This is a genomic window from Lacinutrix sp. Bg11-31 (genome assembly GCF_002831665.1).
In the GTDB taxonomy this organism is placed as follows: Bacteria; Bacteroidota; Bacteroidia; order Flavobacteriales; family Flavobacteriaceae; genus Lacinutrix.
Genome location: NZ_CP025118.1, coordinates 766,758 through 785,018 on the forward strand (window position 1 = coordinate 766,758; position 18,261 = coordinate 785,018).

Below are 18,261 nucleotides of genomic sequence, written 5' to 3' on the forward strand. Positions count from 1 at the left end.
TAGTGTCATGAAAAATATTTCAATATGGCTCTCTGCTATAAGATTACGAACACTACCACTTTCTATTTCGGGAATTATTGTTGCAGGTTGTTTAGCAGAGTATAACGGTGTTTTTAATTGGCAAGTGTTCCTTTTAGCAATTGCAGCAACTATTAGTTATCAAGTGTTATCTAATTTGGCTAACGATTATGGTGATGCTGAAAAAGGAACAGATAACGAAGATAGAATAGGACCAGAGCGTGCCATCCAAAGTGGTAGTATTTCTCCAGACGAGATGCTTCATGCTATTAGAATGAATATTCTAATTTGTATTGGGCTAACTATTGGTTTAATCTATTCTGCTTTTGGGTCTAAACATTTATTGTTAGCGCTTCTGTTTTTTGGAATTGCAGCATTTGCTGTAAGATCTGCTATAAAATACACAATGGGAAACACAGCATATGGTTATAGAGGTTTAGGTGATGTTTATGTGTTTTTATTCTTTGGAATTATAAGTGTTGTAGGTTGTTATGTCTTGTTTGCAAAACAATTTGATCATGTAACCGTTTTACCAGCTATTGCTCTTGGTTTACTTAGTGCAGGCGTTTTAAATCTCAATAATATGAGAGATATAGAGACCGATTTAAAAAGTAATAAAATAACAACAGCAGTAAAATTAGGGAGAGAAAAGGCGAAAAATTATCATAATTTTTTAGTTATTGGAGCAATATTAACAACGTTTCTATTTGGGGTTTTATACTACGTTTCTCCATTTAATTTAATATTTTTTCTAGCTTATATACCTTTAATATTGCATTTAAAACGTGTAAATGCCATTACAAATTTGACAGATTTTGATCCTGAATTAAAAAAACTAGCTTTATCTACAGTTCTTTTAGCTGTACTTTTAGGTATTGGACATTTGTTTTAAGACTTTTTTTTAAGCCATTCTTTTTTTAAATCGTTAGAATTAACACCACTACCATCATGTTTCCAACCTGGAGGTTTTATAAGATATTTTACTCGGTTAATAAAAGATACTTTTTTCTTAGACATGTCTTTTAACATTGCTACCCATTCATGAAAGGCAATTTTAATAGGGTTATGTGTGTTTATATTTTCAATCAAGCCATATTTTACTTTTTCGGTATCTAGTTCAGCTTGAAAAGTGCCAAATAATCGATCCCAAATTATAAAGATTCCAGCATAATTTCTATCTAGATAAATAACATTACTTCCATGGTGAGCACGATGATGTGAAGGCGTGTTAAACACAGCCTCGATCCATTTTGGTAATTTATTTATGATTTCTGTATGTATCCAAAATTGATAAATTAAGCTAACAGACATTTGTAAAATAATCATTCCAGGATGAAAACCTAATAGAGGTAAAACTAACCAAAAGATAAAAGTGTAAAATCCACCAGACCAAGTTTGTCTTAAAGCTGTACTTAAATTATATTTTTCTGAAGAATGATGCACCACATGCGAAGCCCAAAACAGTCTACATTCGTGAGATATTCTATGAAACCAATAATAGCAAAAATCGTCTGCAAAGAGTAATAAAACAAAGCTCCACCAAGCCATTGGAATTGTAAATAGTCTAAAATTATTATAAATATATAAAAAGCAAAAAAGCACTATCACTTTACTAATAAAAGTGAGTAGAACATTACCAATTCCCATGGAAATTGAAGTTAATGCATCTTTATAATCATAGGTTTTATGCTGCTTGAAAACAACATAAACTTCTAAAAAAATTGAAGCCGCAAAAAACGGAATAGCAAATAAAATTAGATTTGGAAACGTACTCATTAGTTATGGAATAATTAAAACCAAGTTACAATTTTTTTTAAGTATTTTTGAAACTATTTATGAAAGCAATCTACAAAAAACACATTCTTAATTTTAAACAACCAAGTGGTACATCTCGTGGTGTTTTAAAAACGAAAGAAACGTGGTTTATTATTTTATCTTCGGAAGAAAAAAGCGGTGTTGGAGAATGTGGAATTCTTCGTGGTTTGTCTATAGATGATCGAGAAGATTACGAAGCACAACTTAAATACACTTGTGAGAATATAGAAAAAGGTTTGGCTATTCTTTTAGCTAAAAATATTGAGTTTCCTAGTATTCAAATAGGATTAGAAATGGCTTTTCTGTCTTTTGAAGCAGATAACAATTTCGAGTTATTTCCATCTAAATTTACTAAAGGAGAAGCATCAATTGCTATAAATGGCTTAATTTGGATGGGAACTGAAGCCTTTATGAAACAGCAAATTCAAGATAAAATTGAAACAGGTTTTAAATGTATTAAATTAAAAATTGGAGCCATAGATTTTAAAACAGAATTAAATTTATTAAAAGGTATTAGAAGGCATTTCCGCGAAAGCGATATAGAACTACGTGTCGATGCTAATGGCGCATTTAGTCCAGATACTGCTTTAGAAAAACTGAAGCAATTAAGCGATTTTAATCTACATTCTATAGAGCAGCCAATTAGGCAACATCAATTTGAAGCTATGGCTAGTTTGTGCGAGAAATCACCATTGGCAATTGCTTTAGACGAAGAATTAATAGGTGTTTTTTCAACAGAAAATAAAATTGAACTACTACAAACCATAAAACCGCAATACATAATATTAAAACCCAGTTTTATTGGTGGTTTTGCAGGAACAGATGAGTGGATTGCTTTAGCCAAAAAGCAAAATATTAATTGGTGGATTACAAGTGCTTTAGAAAGTAATATTGGACTAAGTGCTATTGCACAATACACGTATTTAAAAAATAATAAAATGCCTCAAGGTTTAGGTACTGGAAGTTTGTTTACAAACAACTTTCAATCGCCTTTACAAGTAGAAAATGGTACATTGCAGTACAATAATAATAATAATAATAATTGGAACTTTAATTTATAGCAAATGGATTTTATACAACAAGCATTTAAGATTAAGCATGAATTTTGGAGATACCTTATTGGTTCTGTAATAGTGATTATTGGAGCTGTTGTTGGGCAAATTCCTTTTACTGTGGCTGCCATTTTAAAAGCTGTAGAAAAAGGAGGTTCTGTTTTTTCAATGACAGAACAAGAATTAATGACTTCTTTAGAGCCTAACCTTAATCTGTTTTTAATGTTATTGTCTTTCGTTTTTGCTTTGGTTACTTTGTTTTTAGTTGTCAAGTACTTACATAAACAAACAATAATAGGATTAACAACAGCAAGAAAAAAAATAGATTGGAAACGTATTTGGTTTGCTTTTATCTTTTGGGGAATTATTTCTTCAGGTATGGTTTTACTAGATTACTATTTAACTCCAGAAAGTTATGTTTGGAACTTTGAGTTAAAACGTTTTTTAATTTTAGCTTTAATTGCAATTCTTCTTTTACCAATACAAACAAGTACAGAAGAGTATATTTTTAGAGGTTATTTAATGCAAGGTTTTGGGACATTGGCTAAAAATAGGTGGTTTCCTTTACTTATGACCTCTTTAATTTTTGGTGGAATGCACTTTTTTAATCCAGAAGTAGATAAGTTGGGAACCTTAGTAATGGTCTACTACATTGGTACTGGATTGTTTTTGGGTATTATAACACTTATGGACGAAGGTATAGAATTAGCATTAGGTTTTCATGCAGCAAATAATTTATTTGGAGCATTGTTAGTTTCAGCAGATTGGACCGTTTTACAAACACATTCTGTTTTTAAAGATATTTCAGAACCAGGCGTTGGATTTAACGATATTGTTTTGCCTGTATTTGTAATCTTTCCAATTATCATTTTCATCTTTGCTAAAGTTTACAAGTGGACTAACTGGAAAGAAAAACTTTTTGGAAAGGTTGTAGCGCCACAAAAAGAGAACTACAAAGTAATAGATTAGTACATGCCAAGTTTAAATACAGTACATGAGTGTTTTAAGTTTAATGGAGAACATTATGGCTTTAGGGATTTAAAAACACTTGCGCTACATTTAATTAAAACTGAGGAATACTATAAAAAGGATATAGGAGAATTTTTATACCAATGGCAAGACACATCTAATACAATTGCGCTTAAAACATCTGGCTCTACTGGAACTCCCAAGACTATTGTAATTAAAAAGCAAGCTATGGTTAATAGTGCAATTGCAACAGGAATTCACTTTAACTTACAACCAGGTAGCACAGCACTTTTATGTTTACCAGCACATTATATTGCTGGAAAAATGATGCTAGTTCGTGCTCTAGTTTTAGGCCTCGAAATGGATAGTATTGAACCAAAATCTAACCTGCAAATAGATTTAGAAAAGCAGTATCATTTTACTGCAATGGTGCCTTTACAGCTTGAAAAAAATGAAGATAAATTAAAGGCTATTAAAACGGTTATTGTAGGAGGAGCAAAAGTATCTTCAGCATTAAATTCTAAATTAAAAGAACTAAAAACTACTATTTTTGAGACTTATGGTATGACAGAGACCGTTTCTCATATAGCAGTGAAACAATTAAATAATACGACTAAAAACAATAGTTTTAAAACCTTACCAAATATAAAAATTACGCAAGACGATAGAGGCTGTCTTATTGTTGATGCTCCTCGTGTTTCTACTGCAGTAATAATTACTAACGACGTGGTTAAGCTTCTGTCTGAAAACGAATTTGAATGGATTGGTAGAGCAGATACTATTATTAATTCTGGCGGTATTAAAATATTTCCAGAGCAAGTAGAGAATTTGTTAAGTGGTAAAATTAGCAATCGTTTCTTTATAGCTTCAGAAGAAGATGAAACTCTTGGAGAACGTGTTATTCTTATTATTGAAGGAGAAGAAAATGATTTAGATATTTCTCTATTTAATACTTTAGATTCATATTCTAAACCTAAAAAAACCTATTACTTATCTAATTTCGTTGAGACTACTTCTGGGAAAATTCAGCGTAAAAAAACATTACAATTATTAAAAAAGTAGTGTTCACTCATTCTGTATTTTATAACATAGACTTTGGTTATAGTTTTACTCTAAACTTTAAAACCAAAGATTATTAAAATAAAAAAATCCAGCGTATTAAAACACTGGATTTAATAGTTAAAAAATAATGTTTTTACTTTACAGATAGTTTCAATATAACTAATTCAGTACTTAAAGTCTTTACTTTAGCAAAGTATAAGCCTTTAGCAACTTCTAAATTAAAATTAATAGTTTGCTCGTTATTACTATTAATTGTTTTAATTAATTGCCCGTTTAAATTAGTAATTTCAATTGTTGTGTTTTTATAAACTTTACCTAAATCAATATTAAAACCTGAGTTTGATGGATTAGGGAATAGTTTTATGTTGTTATTTAATTCAAAAGTAGCATTAGATAATGTGTTTTTAGTTAAAGTTAAAGCTACAGGACTAATTGCTTCATCTCCAGAAGTTGCTCCATTACCATTTCCTGCAATACCTGAGGCATAAAATGTAATATCATCTTGTCCGTTAGGTGCAACCCATTCTGCAGTAAAAACTGTATAATTAGCACTAAAAGAAGTTGTATAATGTTCTAAATATTGCCTTCCATTTAAAGTTACAACAGCAGCTCCAGGACCTGGATTAATTATTGTACCTGCTTGTGCACTATTTGCAGAACCTAATATAACAGATTGAAAACCTTTTGCAATTCCATATTGGCTTTCTACAGAATAAAATAAATCATAAGTCGTTCCAGGAGTATAATTTGTAACCGTAGTTCCCATAGCATCTATTACTGTAATAGTTATTGTAGAATTGTTACTTGCACCACTATGGCAACCACTACAATTTTGTCCACCAGAAATAGGGCTTCCAGTTCTATCCATACCAAAAGTAGCAGCAAGACCTGATGAGGTAAGTGGAATTAAAGCGTAATTAGAATCTGTTTTTAATGTTGTATAACTTTTAAAACTTATAAAACTAAGGCTCAGAAAAAAAGAAATAAGTAAAGGTAATTTTGATGTCATAAATATGATTTTTTTTTAATTTTTCAAATATAGTTTTTTTTATAATAATGTAAAGCTTATTAAAAGTAGTGTTCACTCATTAAAAACACCTGTTCACTCATTCTATATTTTATAACATAGACTTTGGTTATAGTTTTACTCTAAACTTTAAAACCAAAGATTATGAAAACAGTACTCACCTTATTTGTTACGCTAGTAAGCTTAACATCTCTTTCTGCTCAAAACAGTATAGAAACGCAATCTATTGCCTTAGATCATTTAATAACATTCGTGGCAAATCACTTTCCTAAAGAGGTTACTACAGATAATGCTAACACTAAATCTAATGCAGAGGATAAAACTAAAACCAAGCAAATAAGCTTCATTTTAGAAACTTCAAAAACTAATTTTTCTTCGGAAGATAAAATCATTCTTCAACAAGCTTTTAAATTTTTAACCACACGTTTAATAAAAGAAGATAAAGTATCTGTATTTGTTTATTCAGGACAAAACGGAATGTTATTAGATAGAGTTTCGGCTAAAGAAATTAAAAAAATGTTAGCTGTAATTAACGATGTTAAATCGAGTATTACAGAAAAACATAACGATGGTATTGCAATGGCATACCAACAGGCACAAGAGGATTATAGCGAAACAGCAGATAATATGGTAGTTATGGTTAGAAATCCAAATGTGTCTACAAATAAAACTGAAACTTCTAAAGTTGATGTAACATCTGTTAAAGAACAAATCACAAAAAGTAAAGGAAGTAATGTTGTTTTACTTACTGCAATTACATTATTACCAGAATTAATTTCAATAATAAAAGACTAACATTTTAAAATAACTATTATGAAAAACGTATTAAACTTAATTATTGTGTTGTTTGTTTCACTACAAGTACATGCACAGCAAAAAACGATTACAGGAACAATTACAGATGAAAATGCTTTACCATTACCAGGCGTTAATGTTTTTGTAAAAGGAACATCTAACGGAACAACCACAGATTTTGATGGACACTATAGTATTCCAGCACAAGTAGGTGATATTATTGTATTTACTTATGTTGGTAGCACAATAGAAAAAACTGTAGGAGCTAGTAGTATTATTAGTTTCGCAATGGAAGAACAAGTACTTGAAGAGGTTGTAATTACTGCAATGGGTATTAAAAAGGAAAGAAAAGCATTAGGTTATTCTTCTTCTGTTGCATTATCTGGTAAAGTAAGTGGTGTGTCCTTAAGATCAAGGAGTAAGAGAAAAATAAAAAGATTATCTAATTCCAAACCATTGGCAGTTAAGAAAAAGTTTAAAGGTACAGTTGGAAGTTCTTCAAGAATTGTATTAAGAGGGAATTCATCTATTTCTGGTAATAATAAGCCATTATTTATTGTAGATGGAGTACCATTAGATAATTCTATAAATAGTGAAGTAGGTTTGTTTAATTTAAAAAATGAAGATATAGAGTCGATTTCAGTACTAAAAGGACCAAATGCAGCTGCTTTATATGGAGTTCGTGGATCTAATGGAGTCATAATTATTCAAACAAAAAGTGGAAACCATATTTTACCAAAAGATGTTAGACGGGCTATAAAAAAATCTAAAAATTCGCAAATTGAAGAAGTAAAAGGATTTCAAGATGTTTATGAAGAAATAGTAGAAAATAATTTTGAGATTACTAAATCTAATTCATTGTCTACTTTTTCCATAGATGTAGATAAAGCATCTTATAGTAACATAAGACGTATGATTAATAATGGTCAAGCCATTCCTGCAGATGCTGTTAAAATTGAAGAAATGGTTAATTATTTCGATTATAATTATCCGCAACCAATAGGTGAGCATCCTTTTTCAATTAATACAGAATTAGCAGTGACACCTTGGAATGCTCAAACGCAAATTGTTAAAATAGGATTGCAAGGTAAAACTTATAAAAATGATGAGCTTCCAGCATCTAATCTTACTTTTTTAATTGATGTTTCTGGTTCTATGAGTGCTCAAAATAAATTACCGCTTTTAAAAGGTGCATTTAAACTGTTGGTAAATCAACTTAGAGAGCAAGACAAAGTGTCTATTGTTGTTTACGCAGGAGCTGCTGGAGTTGTTTTAGAGCCAACATCTGGTAATAATAAAGAAACCATTTTAAATGCATTAGATAATTTGCAATCTGGCGGTTCTACAGCAGGTGGTGCAGGAATTAATTTAGCTTATAAGTTGGCCGAAAAGAATTTTAAGAAAAAAGGTAACAATCGTGTTATTCTTGCAACAGATGGCGATTTTAATGTTGGTGAGTCGAGCGATAAAAGCATGAAAAAGCTAATTGAAGATAAACGTAAGTCTGGTGTATTCTTATCTGTTTTAGGATTTGGCTATGGTAACTATCAAGATTCTAAATTAGAGATTTTAGCAGATAAAGGCAATGGAAATCATGCATACATTGACACTATGCAAGAAGCGCAAAAAGTATTTGGAAAAGAATTTGGAGGCACACTTTATACTATAGCTAAAGATGTAAAGATTCAAGTGGAATTTAACCCCAAAAAAGTGCAAGCGTATAGATTAATAGGATATGAAAACAGATTATTAGAAGATGAAGATTTTGTAGACGATACAAAAGATGCTGGAGAATTGGGAAGTGGACATACGGTTACAGCACTTTACGAAGTAATTCCAGTAGGTGTTAAAAGTGAATATATAAAAAATGTAATAGATTTAAAATACACTAAAGTTGAAGTCAATAAAAATTTTTCAGATGAATTGTTTACCGTGAAATTTAGGTATAAAAATCCAGATGGAAAAAAGAGTATAGAGATGGTTCATATTCAAAAAGATGAATTAAAAGAGGCTTCAGAAGGCTTGAAATTTGCTTCTGCAGTGGCATTATTTGGTATGCAGCTAAGAGAATCTAGTTATTTTAATAAGACTACAATTGAAGATGTTATTGCTTTAGCAGAAAATGGAAGAGGAGTAGATAAACTAGGTTATAGAGCAGAGTTTATAAGATTGATTTCTTCTTTAAACAAATAAGAGCTACACAAAAAAAAGGAACGCAATTGCGTTCCTTTTTTAATATTTATAAAATCACAAACTAAACCTGTAAAACACCCATGTTAAAAGGTTTCTCAATAGGAGCATGGTTAGCAGCTTCAATTCCCATAGAAATCCAAGTTCTGGTATCTAAAGGATCTATAATTGCATCTGTCCATAATCGAGACGCTGCATAATAAGGAGATACTTGATTATCGTATCTATTTTTAATCTTAGAGAATAATTCTTCTTCTTTTTCAGGCGTAATTTTTTCTCCTTTTTTCAATAAAGAAGCTTTTTCAATTTGAAGTAATACTTTAGCAGCAGAGTTTCCACTCATTACAGCTAGTTCTGCACTTGGCCAAGCCACAATTAATCTAGGATCGTAAGCTTTACCACACATAGCATAGTTTCCTGCTCCATAACTATTTCCTATAATAATTGTGAATTTTGGAACTACAGAGTTACTAACGGCATTTACCATTTTTGCTCCATCTTTAATAATACCACCATGTTCACTTTTACTACCAACCATAAAACCAGTAACATCTTGTAAGAATACTAATGGTATTTTTTTCTGATTACAATTAGCAATAAAACGTGTCGCTTTATCTGCACTATCATTATAAATTACACCACCAAATTGCATTTCTCCACTCTTGGTTTTTACTAACTTTCTTTGGTTGGCAACAATACCAACAGCCCAACCATCTATTCTTGCATAAGCAGTAATAATGGTTTTTCCGTAGCCAGCTTTGTATTCATCGTAATCTCCATTATCTACTAATCGAGAAATAATATCAAGCATATTGTATTGGTCTGCTCTCGATTTTGGCAGAATACCATAAATATCTTCAGGGTTTTCCTTAGGTTTAATTGCATCAACACGGTTATAACCAGCTTTATCGTAATCTCCAATTTTATCTATTAAACGCTTTATAGTATCTAAAGCATCTTTATCGTCTTTTGCCTTATAATCTGTAACTCCAGAAACTTCACAATGTGTTGTTGCACCTCCTAAAGTTTCGTTATCTATAGTCTCTCCAATAGCAGCTTTTACAAGGTAACTTCCTGCTAAAAAAATACTTCCAGTTTTATCTACAATAAGAGCTTCATCACTCATAATTGGTAAATAAGCACCACCAGCAACACAACTTCCCATAACAGCAGCAATTTGGGTAATTCCCATACTACTCATTATAGCGTTGTTTCTAAAAATACGACCAAAATGTTCTTTGTCTGGAAATATCTCGTCTTGTAAAGGTAAATATACACCAGCACTATCTACCAAATAAATTATTGGAAGTCTGTTTTCTATTGCAATTTCTTGAGCACGTAAGTTCTTTTTTCCAGTAATAGGAAACCATGCACCAGCTTTTACTGTAGCATCATTAGCAACAACAATACATTGTTTGCCACTTACATAACCTATTTTTATTACAACACCTCCAGAAGGGCAACCACCATGTTCTTCGTACATACCATCACCAACAAAAGCTCCAATTTCAATGCTTTTACGTTTTTTATCTAAAAGATAATCAATACGTTCTCTTGCTGTAAGTTTACCTTTTTCGTGATGTTTATCAATTCGTTTTTGTCCACCTCCTAATTTTACTTTTGCAAAGCGGTTACGTAAATCAGATAATAGTAATTTATTATAATCTTCGTTTTTATTAAAATCGATATCCATTAAATTAATTTTTAAGCTAAAATACAAAGTTTAATTTCAAAGTAGAAACGATTTAATCACAATAAAATAGTTAATTGTTTATTAAATACCATAACAATAGTTTCTGTGGAAAGTGTTTTTTGTACCTTTAAATTTAAGAATCACATTTTTATATGAAAAACATTTTAGTATTCGCAGGTAGTAATAGTAAAACCTCAATAAATAAACAATTAGCTACTTTTGTAGGCGCTTCAATTGAAGCTGTTGGTTTAACTGTTTTAGATCTTAATAATTTCAATTTACCACTTTATGGTATTGACTTAGAAAACGAGAAAGGTATCCCAAAAGATGCAGAAATTTTTTTGGATCATATTATAAAAACAGATGGAATAATTTTATCTCTAGCAGAGCATAATGGAGCTTATGCAACAGTTTTTAAAAACCTTATAGATTGGTTATCTCGCATTGATGGTAAGTTTTGGAATAATAAACCAATGCTTTTAATGGCAACTTCTCCAGGAGGAAGAGGAGGACAGTCAGTTTTAGAAATTGCAAAAGATAGATTTCCAAGGCATAATGCTAATGTAGTAGCTACTTTCTCTTTACCTTCATTTAACGATAATTTTTCAGAAGAAGGTATTAAAGACCAGGCTTTAAATAAAGCATTAAATCAAGAGATTGAAATCTTTAAAGACCATATATAATGGGAGATATTTCAAAAGAAATAGAATCTACTTTTCCATCTAACGATTTAAAAGCATACATAAATATATTATATACTGCAAGTTGGGTTAATGGTAAGCAATTAGAGTTTTTTAAACCATATAATATTTCACCACAGCAGTATAATATTTTAAGAATTCTAAGAGGAGCAAAAGAACCTATTAGTGTTCAAACTGTTAAAAATAGGATGGTACAACGTTCTCCTAACGTTACTAGACTAATGGATAAGTTGTGTGCAAAAGAGTTAATAGATAGAATACCTAGCAAACACGATAGGAGAGTAGTAAATATTATTATTATAAAAAATGGTTTAAAATTATTAGCTAAAATTGATGATAAGTGGGATCCAAAATTACTTAAAAACCTAAGTGAAGAAGAAGCAGGACAGTTAAGCGATTTATTAGATAAAATTAGATAATTGAAAATTAATTGAGTTTAGTTGAATGCCTTTTCTTAATTTTTAGAAATAATATTAAAATATGCTGATATGGGTTTCAAATGCAGAATGGTTTTCAATTCAGGCTAATATAGATTTAAAATTAGTTTTAATTGAAAACCTAATGTAATAAATATGTAGTTTAAGGTATTAAAAGCATCATAATTACGATGCTTTTTTTATATAAATACACGATATTTGTAATTCCCTTTAAAAAGATGATAATTATGGCAATGAATAAAAATACTGTGTTAGCTTGGGCTACCACAATTATGATAATAGTAGGTTTAGCATTAATCGCTTTAGGCGCTTTTAGATACGATGATGTCGCTGGTTGGGGATTTGCCTCTGTTGGTATTGGTTTTTTTGCTATTGCTTGGGTGTTTAACGCCTTAAAAGGAAGAGTTTAAGAGCCAAGCAAAGGGTAACTAAAAAATATAAATAGATAGCTTTTTTAGCTATTTATATTCTTCAAGTTGTAAAAACATAAAACTTAAAAGGAAGAGTTTAATACCGAAGCAAAGAGTGGTTTATCAAAACCAAAATAGATACCTTGCGAAGCAGGTATTTTGATTTTAATAAATCGTAGAATACTAAACTAAAAACAAATATATTAAGGAAGTTCTAGATTAATAGAACATCTATACAAAACACAACAAATAACAATATGGCTGACGATAAAAAAATTATATTTTCAATGGCTGGCGTAACAAAAACGTTCAAGTCGGCAAACACACCAGTACTAAAGAACATCTATTTAAGTTTCTATTATGGAGCAAAAATTGGAATTTTAGGTCTTAACGGTTCTGGTAAATCTACCTTGTTAAAAATTATTGCAGGAATAGATAAAAATTTCCAAGGAGATTTAACTTCAGATACAGAATTTACTACAGGTTACTTAGAACAAGAACCTCAATTAGATCCAGAAAAAACTGTTTTAGAAGTGGTTAAAGAAGGTGCTGCTGCTACAGTTGCTATTCTTGACGAATATCATAAAATTAACGACATGTTTGGCTTAGAAGAAGTGTATTCTGATGCAGACAAGATGGATAAACTAATGGCACGTCAAGCTGTTTTACAAGATGAAATTGATGCAGCTGATGCTTGGGAATTAGATACTAAATTAGAAATTGCAATGGATGCGTTACGTACTCCAGAAGGCGATAAGAAAATTGGTGTACTTTCAGGTGGAGAAAAACGTCGTGTTGCTTTATGCCGTTTATTATTACAAGAACCAGATGTATTATTATTAGATGAGCCAACCAATCACTTAGATGCAGAATCTGTACATTGGTTAGAGATGCACTTAGCACAATACAAAGGAACTGTAATTGCAGTAACGCATGATAGGTATTTCTTAGATAATATTGCAGGTTGGATTTTAGAATTAGATAGAGGTGTAGGTATTCCATGGGAAGGAAATTACTCATCGTGGTTAGACCAAAAATCTACACGTATGGCTCAAGAATCTAAAACAGCATCTAAACGTCAAAAAACATTAGAACGCGAGTTAGAATGGGTTAGACAAGGTGCAAAAGGAAGACAAACAAAGCAAAAAGCACGTTTAAAGAATTACGATAAATTAATGAGTCAAGATCAAAAACAACTTGACGAGAAACTTGAAATATACATTCCAAACGGACCACGTTTAGGAACTAATGTAATTGAAGCTTCTGGTGTAAGTAAAGCATTTGGAGATAAATTACTTTATGAAGATTTAAATTTTAACTTGCCACAAGCAGGAATAGTAGGTGTTGTAGGACCAAATGGTGCTGGTAAAACCACTATTTTTAGAATGATAATGGGTGAGGAAAAACCAGACAAAGGTGAGTTTAAAGTTGGAGAAACTGCAAAAATCGCATACGTAGATCAAGCACACAGTAATATAGATTTAGAAAAAACCATTTGGCAAAACTTTAGCGACGAGCAAGAGTTAATAATGATGGGTGGAAAAGAAGTGAATTCAAGAGCTTATTTAAGTAGATTTAATTTCTCAGGAAGCGAGCAAAATAAAAAAGTAAGTATGTTATCTGGTGGTGAGCGTAACCGTTTACACTTAGCAATGACACTTAAAGAAGAAGGTAACGTTTTACTTTTAGATGAACCTACTAACGATTTAGATGTAAATACGTTAAGAGCCTTAGAAGAAGGTTTAGAAAACTTTGCAGGTTGTGCAGTGGTTATTTCTCACGACAGATGGTTTTTAGATAGAATTTGTACTCACATTTTGGCTTTCGAAGGAAACTCAGAAGTATACTTCTTTGAAGGTGGTTATTCTGAATACGAAGAAAATAAGAAAAAACGTCTTGGTGGAGACTTAATGCCAAAACGTATTAAGTATAAGAAACTTGTTAGATAGTAAATTTAAACATAACGCATAAAAAAAGCAGACTATAATAGTCTGCTTTTTTTATGCGTTATGTTTATTTTATTGATATAAATGACCATCTGTAAAGTCATCATATTTGTCATCATCTTTTTGTTTACTAGTCATTTCTTTTAACTTTTTATCTTGAGCTTCAAGAGTTTTTAAGTCTTTAAAAAGTTTTATTTTTTGTTTTATAATCGGAATAAAAAAAATAAGAGCAACAACAATTCCTAAAAGAGCAGGTAATATAAGATTATTCATGTAGGTTATTGTACTAGTTTATCTGTGGTAAAAGTCAAATATATAAATTCAAAATTACTTTTCACTAGTATTTGGATACCAATCTAATTGTACAACCTCAATACCTTTTGCTTTTTCATTAATTATAGACTTAAATTTTTTAATATCGCTATAGCCTTCAGTACCACGATAATGATAAGGATAGATTTGTTTAGGTTTAAAACTTAGCACAGCATCTGCAGCACTTTCAATAGTCATAGTATAAGGTAAATTCATACAAATAAAAGCCTTGTCTATATCTTTAAGCTTACGCATTTCAGGAATATCTTCAGTATCACCAGAAATGTAAATACGCTCTTTTCCAAAAGTTAAAACATAACCATTCCCTCTGCCTTTTGGATGGTATTTTAACGCTTCTTCACTTAAATTATACATTGGTATAGTTTCTAAGGAAAAAGTTTTATAATTTACCTCTATACCATTAATTATAGCATTTGTTTTGGCTCTAAGATCTTTAGAAAATAATTCGTAAACAGCTTCTGGAGCAATAATTTGGGTACTACTTAAATCTAGAGACTCTATTGTGTTTAGTTGCATGTGATCACTATGTATATCTGTAATCAGTATGTAATCAGCCTTAGGAAACCCTTCAAAAGCTTCCTTTCCACCAGTTGGATCCACATAAATAGTTTTCCCATTATACTCTAAAACCATAGTAGCATGTTCAATAGGTGTGATTTTTAATTCAGAAATTTTAGAATAAGTATCTGTCACGTTCGTTTGTGTATCGTTTTTACATGCTGAAATACAGATAACTAAAGCAATAATAAGGTAGTGTTTCATTTCTATTTTAATTGAGTTATAATTTGAGTTAAAGGTAATTTCTTTATTTCGTAATATAAAATTGTAACATTTAAATAAAAGTTAATACATATAAGTAAGTAATTTATTTTAAAAGTTAGATTTTTTAACGAAATTGCTTACTCAAAATATGAATAACTTAAAAACATAATATATCCTATGGCTGATGATTTTGACTTATTAGAAACGAACTCTCAAGAGAAAACCGAAAAAGTAGATGTTAATTGGGGAAAAGCAATAGACACCATGAAATCTAAGCTTGCCCAAGAAGACGATCCAGAAAGTCGTCAGAAAATTCTTAACGCAACATTAGACGATGTTGTGGATATGGCAGAAAAAGACAGAACAACGCTTTTAGATGCAATTAAAGATTTAACCGACTATCAAGATGAAGTAGGTATTTTATTCGAACGTTTTTCTTCACTTAATGAAAAAGAACAAAAAGTTATAGATGATGCCCAAAAAGCATTAGAGCGTGCAAAAATAGAATTAGAAGATGCCCAAAACAAACCAGATACATGGTGGAATAATCTTTGGGGAAGAAAAAGCAAAATAAAAAGTGCAGATCAATCTCTAAAAGAAGCAGAAAAAGTACGTGCTGGAGCAGACAATAAAGCAAAAGCAATGTTTCAAGAACGTATTGAAAGTGCAGATGTGCAAACACTTTTAAGCGAATTGTCATACAAATCTCAAGCAGCAGTTACACGTTTAAAAAACCGAGAAGTAGAGATTAAAGAAGTAGAAGAGAAGCTTAAAGATGCCATTGTAGAAGCGTCTAAAAACCATACAAAAGCATTAGAGAAAAAGAAAGAAACCGAAGATAAACTAGAAGAGCAATACGCATTACTAAAGCAGTCGCGTCAAGCACTTGAAGACGTTTCAGATAAGCAATCTGCAGAATATTCTGAGGCTTTATCTAAAGTAACAACAATAGAGCAAAAAGTAGAAGAGTTAGAAGGACTCAAAAACGCTTACACAACTCTTGCAGCCTCAAAAGATAGTTTCGTGCACAAGCATAATTTAACTATTAAAGTATTAACGTCTTTACGTTCAAACTTACAAACGCATCGTGCAAAATTAAAGAGTGATACAGACGAGCGTCTTAAATATTACGATGGTTACGTTGTTGCTTTAAAAGCAAGAACAGATCAAGAATTCGCTGCCATTTTAGAGCACTTAGGTGTGAAAACCGATGAGCATATTGGAGAAACTTTAGCATCTATGCATACTGCAAGTGCAAAAGCAAGACAAGAAATGATGGATAATATTCCAGTTCACGAAAAAGTAATGCAAGGCGTTTATGGTAGTTATGCCGAAGCTTTACAAGAGATTCGTGCAAAAGATAGCGATATCCAAAAGAACTTTGCAGAGCGTTACGGAATCGATATGAAAGAAATGTTCGAAGACTATTACGCAGCAGACGCAAACGCACCTTCTGGAGATGGAGATGCTGCTCCAGCTCCTAAAAAAGAAGAGTCTAGCGACGACGATTTATTAGGTTAACTGTCAATTTGAGCGATTTTTGAGGCACGAAAAAATTGTATCGATAAGTATTAGGGCGTTACCTACTTTTGCTTTCACGGCAAAAGTAGGTCAGGCTTTCCGCTATATCTTTTGCTGAAAAAGCAAAAGGATGCCGCTTCAATCCTTAACGCGTACTCGATAATGTTTTAACTTAACCAATAGATTTTTCCTTTTAAAGTAAGATTAATTCTGTTAAAAAAACATCTAAAAGACTCTGCGAGTCTATGTAAAAATTCAGCAAATTTCAATGTAATATTTAGAGTAAGAGTAAATTAGTGAAATTCGTGTCAAAAAAAAACCTATCGAGTAAGTACAGAAAACTGAGACTGCAAACTGAATACTAAAAACATGTCATTAAACCACATAGTAACACCATTAGATTCTGCTGTTTTAGACAGTAAAGATCAATACGTGTTCTATCATAAAAAAGTAGATTTTGCTTTAAAAGAACTCATTACAAGTGTACAATTCAACAAATTATGTACACCGCAAGAAATGACGTATTTCAAGCAATACTGCGATTTGCTATTATATTCCATCGAAGCCATGCGTGTAAAATACATGTACGACGAAGAGGATAATATGAAAGTCGACTTAACAGATTCTGGTTTTCCTAATTATTTAGAGTTTCGTTACCTATATAACGACTTGTCATTAAGAGATAATTACTTAAACAAGTTAAAAGACGTTTCCGAATTACAAGAAGAATTTCTAACGCAGTTAATGCATAAAAAAGAACCAATAAAACGCGATAAACTTTTTCAAGCAGCATCAATAGTATACTACACATCTGTAGAACAAAAGTATATTTTCAATCGTTTTGTACAAGGTAAAATTATACAAGCAGCAGCAGGAAGTCAAGCAGAATATATGGTAAGCTGGAGTTTTTACGATGTATCACTAAACAGGCCATTCGTTTGTTTTATGTATTTTTATTACGATGGAAAAAACCCTGAAGACGAAAAAGCAGAAATCTACGACGTTTTAAAAACAGTAGCAGATAGAAAAATGTCTCTAGACACTATGGCTTATAGCATAGACAGACGTTTAAAAAAACTAAAACCAAAGCATATAAAACGTATCGATTTAGGACCATTTCATAATATTTTCGCCAAAGACGAAAACATATTAACACACAGTATTTTAGAAAGTATTGCTAAAAAAGAAGTGCCTTTAGAATCTTACGCTTTATCCTTTAAAATAGACGAAGTCTTTTCTGGTAGCGAATTTACAGAAGGTGGTTACTTTAGCAAGCAAACTTTACAAAGATGGAGTGATGTTGTTAAGCAAAGATATGTGTTTGCGCCACATCGTATCATTCAACTATTATACAATAAAAATCCTGAGATTATGAATAAATTGGCAAAGCCACCTTTTCAAATTGCAGATTTAAAAATGAAGTAAAAAAGTAGGCAGTAAACAGTCTACAGTTGGCAGTCCACTGTTAACGGTTTTAAATTATAAAAATAAGATTAATTGCAATTTAGAGTAAGTATAGCAGAGTAGACA

At 31.2% G+C, this 18,261-nt stretch carries 17 protein-coding genes; 12 read left to right on the forward strand and 5 right to left on the reverse strand.

All coding sequences use genetic code 11. The annotated features are described in order from the left end of the window. The first annotated feature begins 7 nt into the window (after positions 1-7). Positions 8-910: a 1,4-dihydroxy-2-naphthoate octaprenyltransferase gene (menA, locus tag CW733_RS03580; protein ID WP_100995775.1), complete on the forward strand. Its 903-nt coding sequence runs from the start codon at positions 8-10 to the stop codon at positions 908-910. Here the strand turns inward: menA and CW733_RS03585 are convergent. Then, entirely contained in the window at positions 907-1,794 is an 888-nt protein-coding gene (locus CW733_RS03585; protein WP_100995777.1) for a sterol desaturase family protein, read from the reverse strand. The two genes, menA and CW733_RS03585, sit on opposite strands and share 4 nt — an antisense overlap. Before the next feature lie 59 nt (positions 1,795-1,853). On the opposite strand from CW733_RS03585, the gene CW733_RS03590 reads away from it, so the two are divergent. Genes CW733_RS03590 through CW733_RS03600 form a run of 3 tightly spaced genes read left to right on the forward strand, consistent with a single transcriptional unit; the run spans position 1,854 to position 4,916 of the window. Next, positions 1,854-2,894 carry an o-succinylbenzoate synthase gene (locus CW733_RS03590; protein WP_100995779.1) on the forward strand — a complete coding sequence of 347 codons (1,041 nt, stop codon included), beginning with the start codon at positions 1,854-1,856 and terminating at the stop codon, positions 2,892-2,894. 3 nt (positions 2,895-2,897) lie between these two features. Next, on the forward strand, positions 2,898-3,854 hold the full coding sequence (locus CW733_RS03595; protein ID WP_100995781.1) for a CPBP family intramembrane glutamic endopeptidase: 957 nt from the start codon (positions 2,898-2,900) through the stop codon (positions 3,852-3,854). A 3-nt stretch (positions 3,855-3,857) separates the two neighbouring features. Continuing rightward, positions 3,858-4,916: an AMP-binding protein gene (locus CW733_RS03600; protein ID WP_100995783.1), complete on the forward strand. Its 1,059-nt coding sequence runs from the start codon at positions 3,858-3,860 to the stop codon at positions 4,914-4,916. Positions 4,917-5,049: 133 nt separating this feature from the next. Here the strand turns inward: CW733_RS03600 and CW733_RS03605 are convergent, their stop codons facing one another. Beyond that, positions 5,050-5,925 (reverse strand): T9SS type A sorting domain-containing protein, encoded by an 876-nt coding sequence (locus tag CW733_RS03605; RefSeq protein ID WP_100995785.1) that lies wholly within the window; start codon positions 5,923-5,925, stop codon positions 5,050-5,052. 162 nt (positions 5,926-6,087) lie between these two features. Between CW733_RS03605 and CW733_RS03610 the strand changes: the two genes are divergently transcribed. Together CW733_RS03610 and CW733_RS03615 are read left to right on the forward strand one after the other, a co-directional pair. Further along, positions 6,088-6,738 (forward strand): hypothetical protein, encoded by a 651-nt coding sequence (locus CW733_RS03610; protein ID WP_100995787.1) that lies wholly within the window; start codon positions 6,088-6,090, stop codon positions 6,736-6,738. An 18-nt stretch (positions 6,739-6,756) separates the two neighbouring features. Next, positions 6,757-8,931 carry a VWA domain-containing protein gene (locus CW733_RS03615; protein WP_100995789.1) on the forward strand — a complete coding sequence of 725 codons (2,175 nt, stop codon included), beginning with the start codon at positions 6,757-6,759 and terminating at the stop codon, positions 8,929-8,931. Between the two features lie 61 nt (positions 8,932-8,992). On the opposite strand, the gene CW733_RS03620 is transcribed toward CW733_RS03615, so the two are convergent. Further along, positions 8,993-10,621 (reverse strand): acyl-CoA carboxylase subunit beta, encoded by a 1,629-nt coding sequence (locus tag CW733_RS03620; protein WP_100995791.1) that lies wholly within the window; start codon positions 10,619-10,621, stop codon positions 8,993-8,995. A 152-nt stretch (positions 10,622-10,773) separates the two neighbouring features. Here CW733_RS03620 and CW733_RS03625 point away from each other — a divergent pair, with 152 nt between their 5' ends. From CW733_RS03625 to ettA, 4 genes are all read left to right on the forward strand, one after another. Further along, positions 10,774-11,304, forward strand: coding sequence for an NADPH-dependent FMN reductase (locus CW733_RS03625; RefSeq protein WP_100995793.1), 531 nt, complete (start codon positions 10,774-10,776; stop codon positions 11,302-11,304). Then, positions 11,304-11,741 (forward strand): MarR family winged helix-turn-helix transcriptional regulator, encoded by a 438-nt coding sequence (locus tag CW733_RS03630; RefSeq protein ID WP_100995795.1) that lies wholly within the window; start codon positions 11,304-11,306, stop codon positions 11,739-11,741. Before CW733_RS03625 ends, CW733_RS03630 begins: the two co-directional genes overlap by 1 nt. Before the next feature lie 245 nt (positions 11,742-11,986). Continuing rightward, a complete protein-coding gene (locus tag CW733_RS03635) occupies positions 11,987-12,169 on the forward strand; it encodes a CAL67264 family membrane protein (RefSeq protein ID WP_027878875.1) in 183 nt (60 codons plus the stop codon). 257 nt (positions 12,170-12,426) lie between these two features. Next, positions 12,427-14,118 carry an energy-dependent translational throttle protein EttA gene (ettA, locus tag CW733_RS03640; RefSeq protein ID WP_100995797.1) on the forward strand — a complete coding sequence of 564 codons (1,692 nt, stop codon included), beginning with the start codon at positions 12,427-12,429 and terminating at the stop codon, positions 14,116-14,118. A gap of 69 nt (positions 14,119-14,187) precedes the next feature. On the opposite strand, the gene CW733_RS03645 is transcribed toward ettA, so the two are convergent. Both CW733_RS03645 and CW733_RS03650 read right to left on the reverse strand, forming a co-directional pair. Further along, complete coding sequence (locus CW733_RS03645; RefSeq protein WP_100995799.1) at positions 14,188-14,388, reverse strand: hypothetical protein; 201 nt, start codon at positions 14,386-14,388, stop codon at positions 14,188-14,190. A 54-nt stretch (positions 14,389-14,442) separates the two neighbouring features. After that, complete coding sequence (locus CW733_RS03650; RefSeq protein WP_100995801.1) at positions 14,443-15,210, reverse strand: MBL fold metallo-hydrolase; 768 nt, start codon at positions 15,208-15,210, stop codon at positions 14,443-14,445. 177 nt (positions 15,211-15,387) lie between these two features. Here CW733_RS03650 and CW733_RS03655 point away from each other — a divergent pair, with 177 nt between their 5' ends. Next, a complete protein-coding gene (locus CW733_RS03655; RefSeq protein WP_100995803.1) occupies positions 15,388-16,731 on the forward strand; it encodes a microtubule-binding protein in 1,344 nt (447 codons plus the stop codon). Between the two features lie 369 nt (positions 16,732-17,100). Continuing rightward, on the forward strand, positions 17,101-18,156 hold the full coding sequence (locus CW733_RS03660) for a hypothetical protein (RefSeq protein ID WP_100995805.1): 1,056 nt from the start codon (positions 17,101-17,103) through the stop codon (positions 18,154-18,156). Positions 18,157-18,261 lie beyond the last annotated feature (105 nt).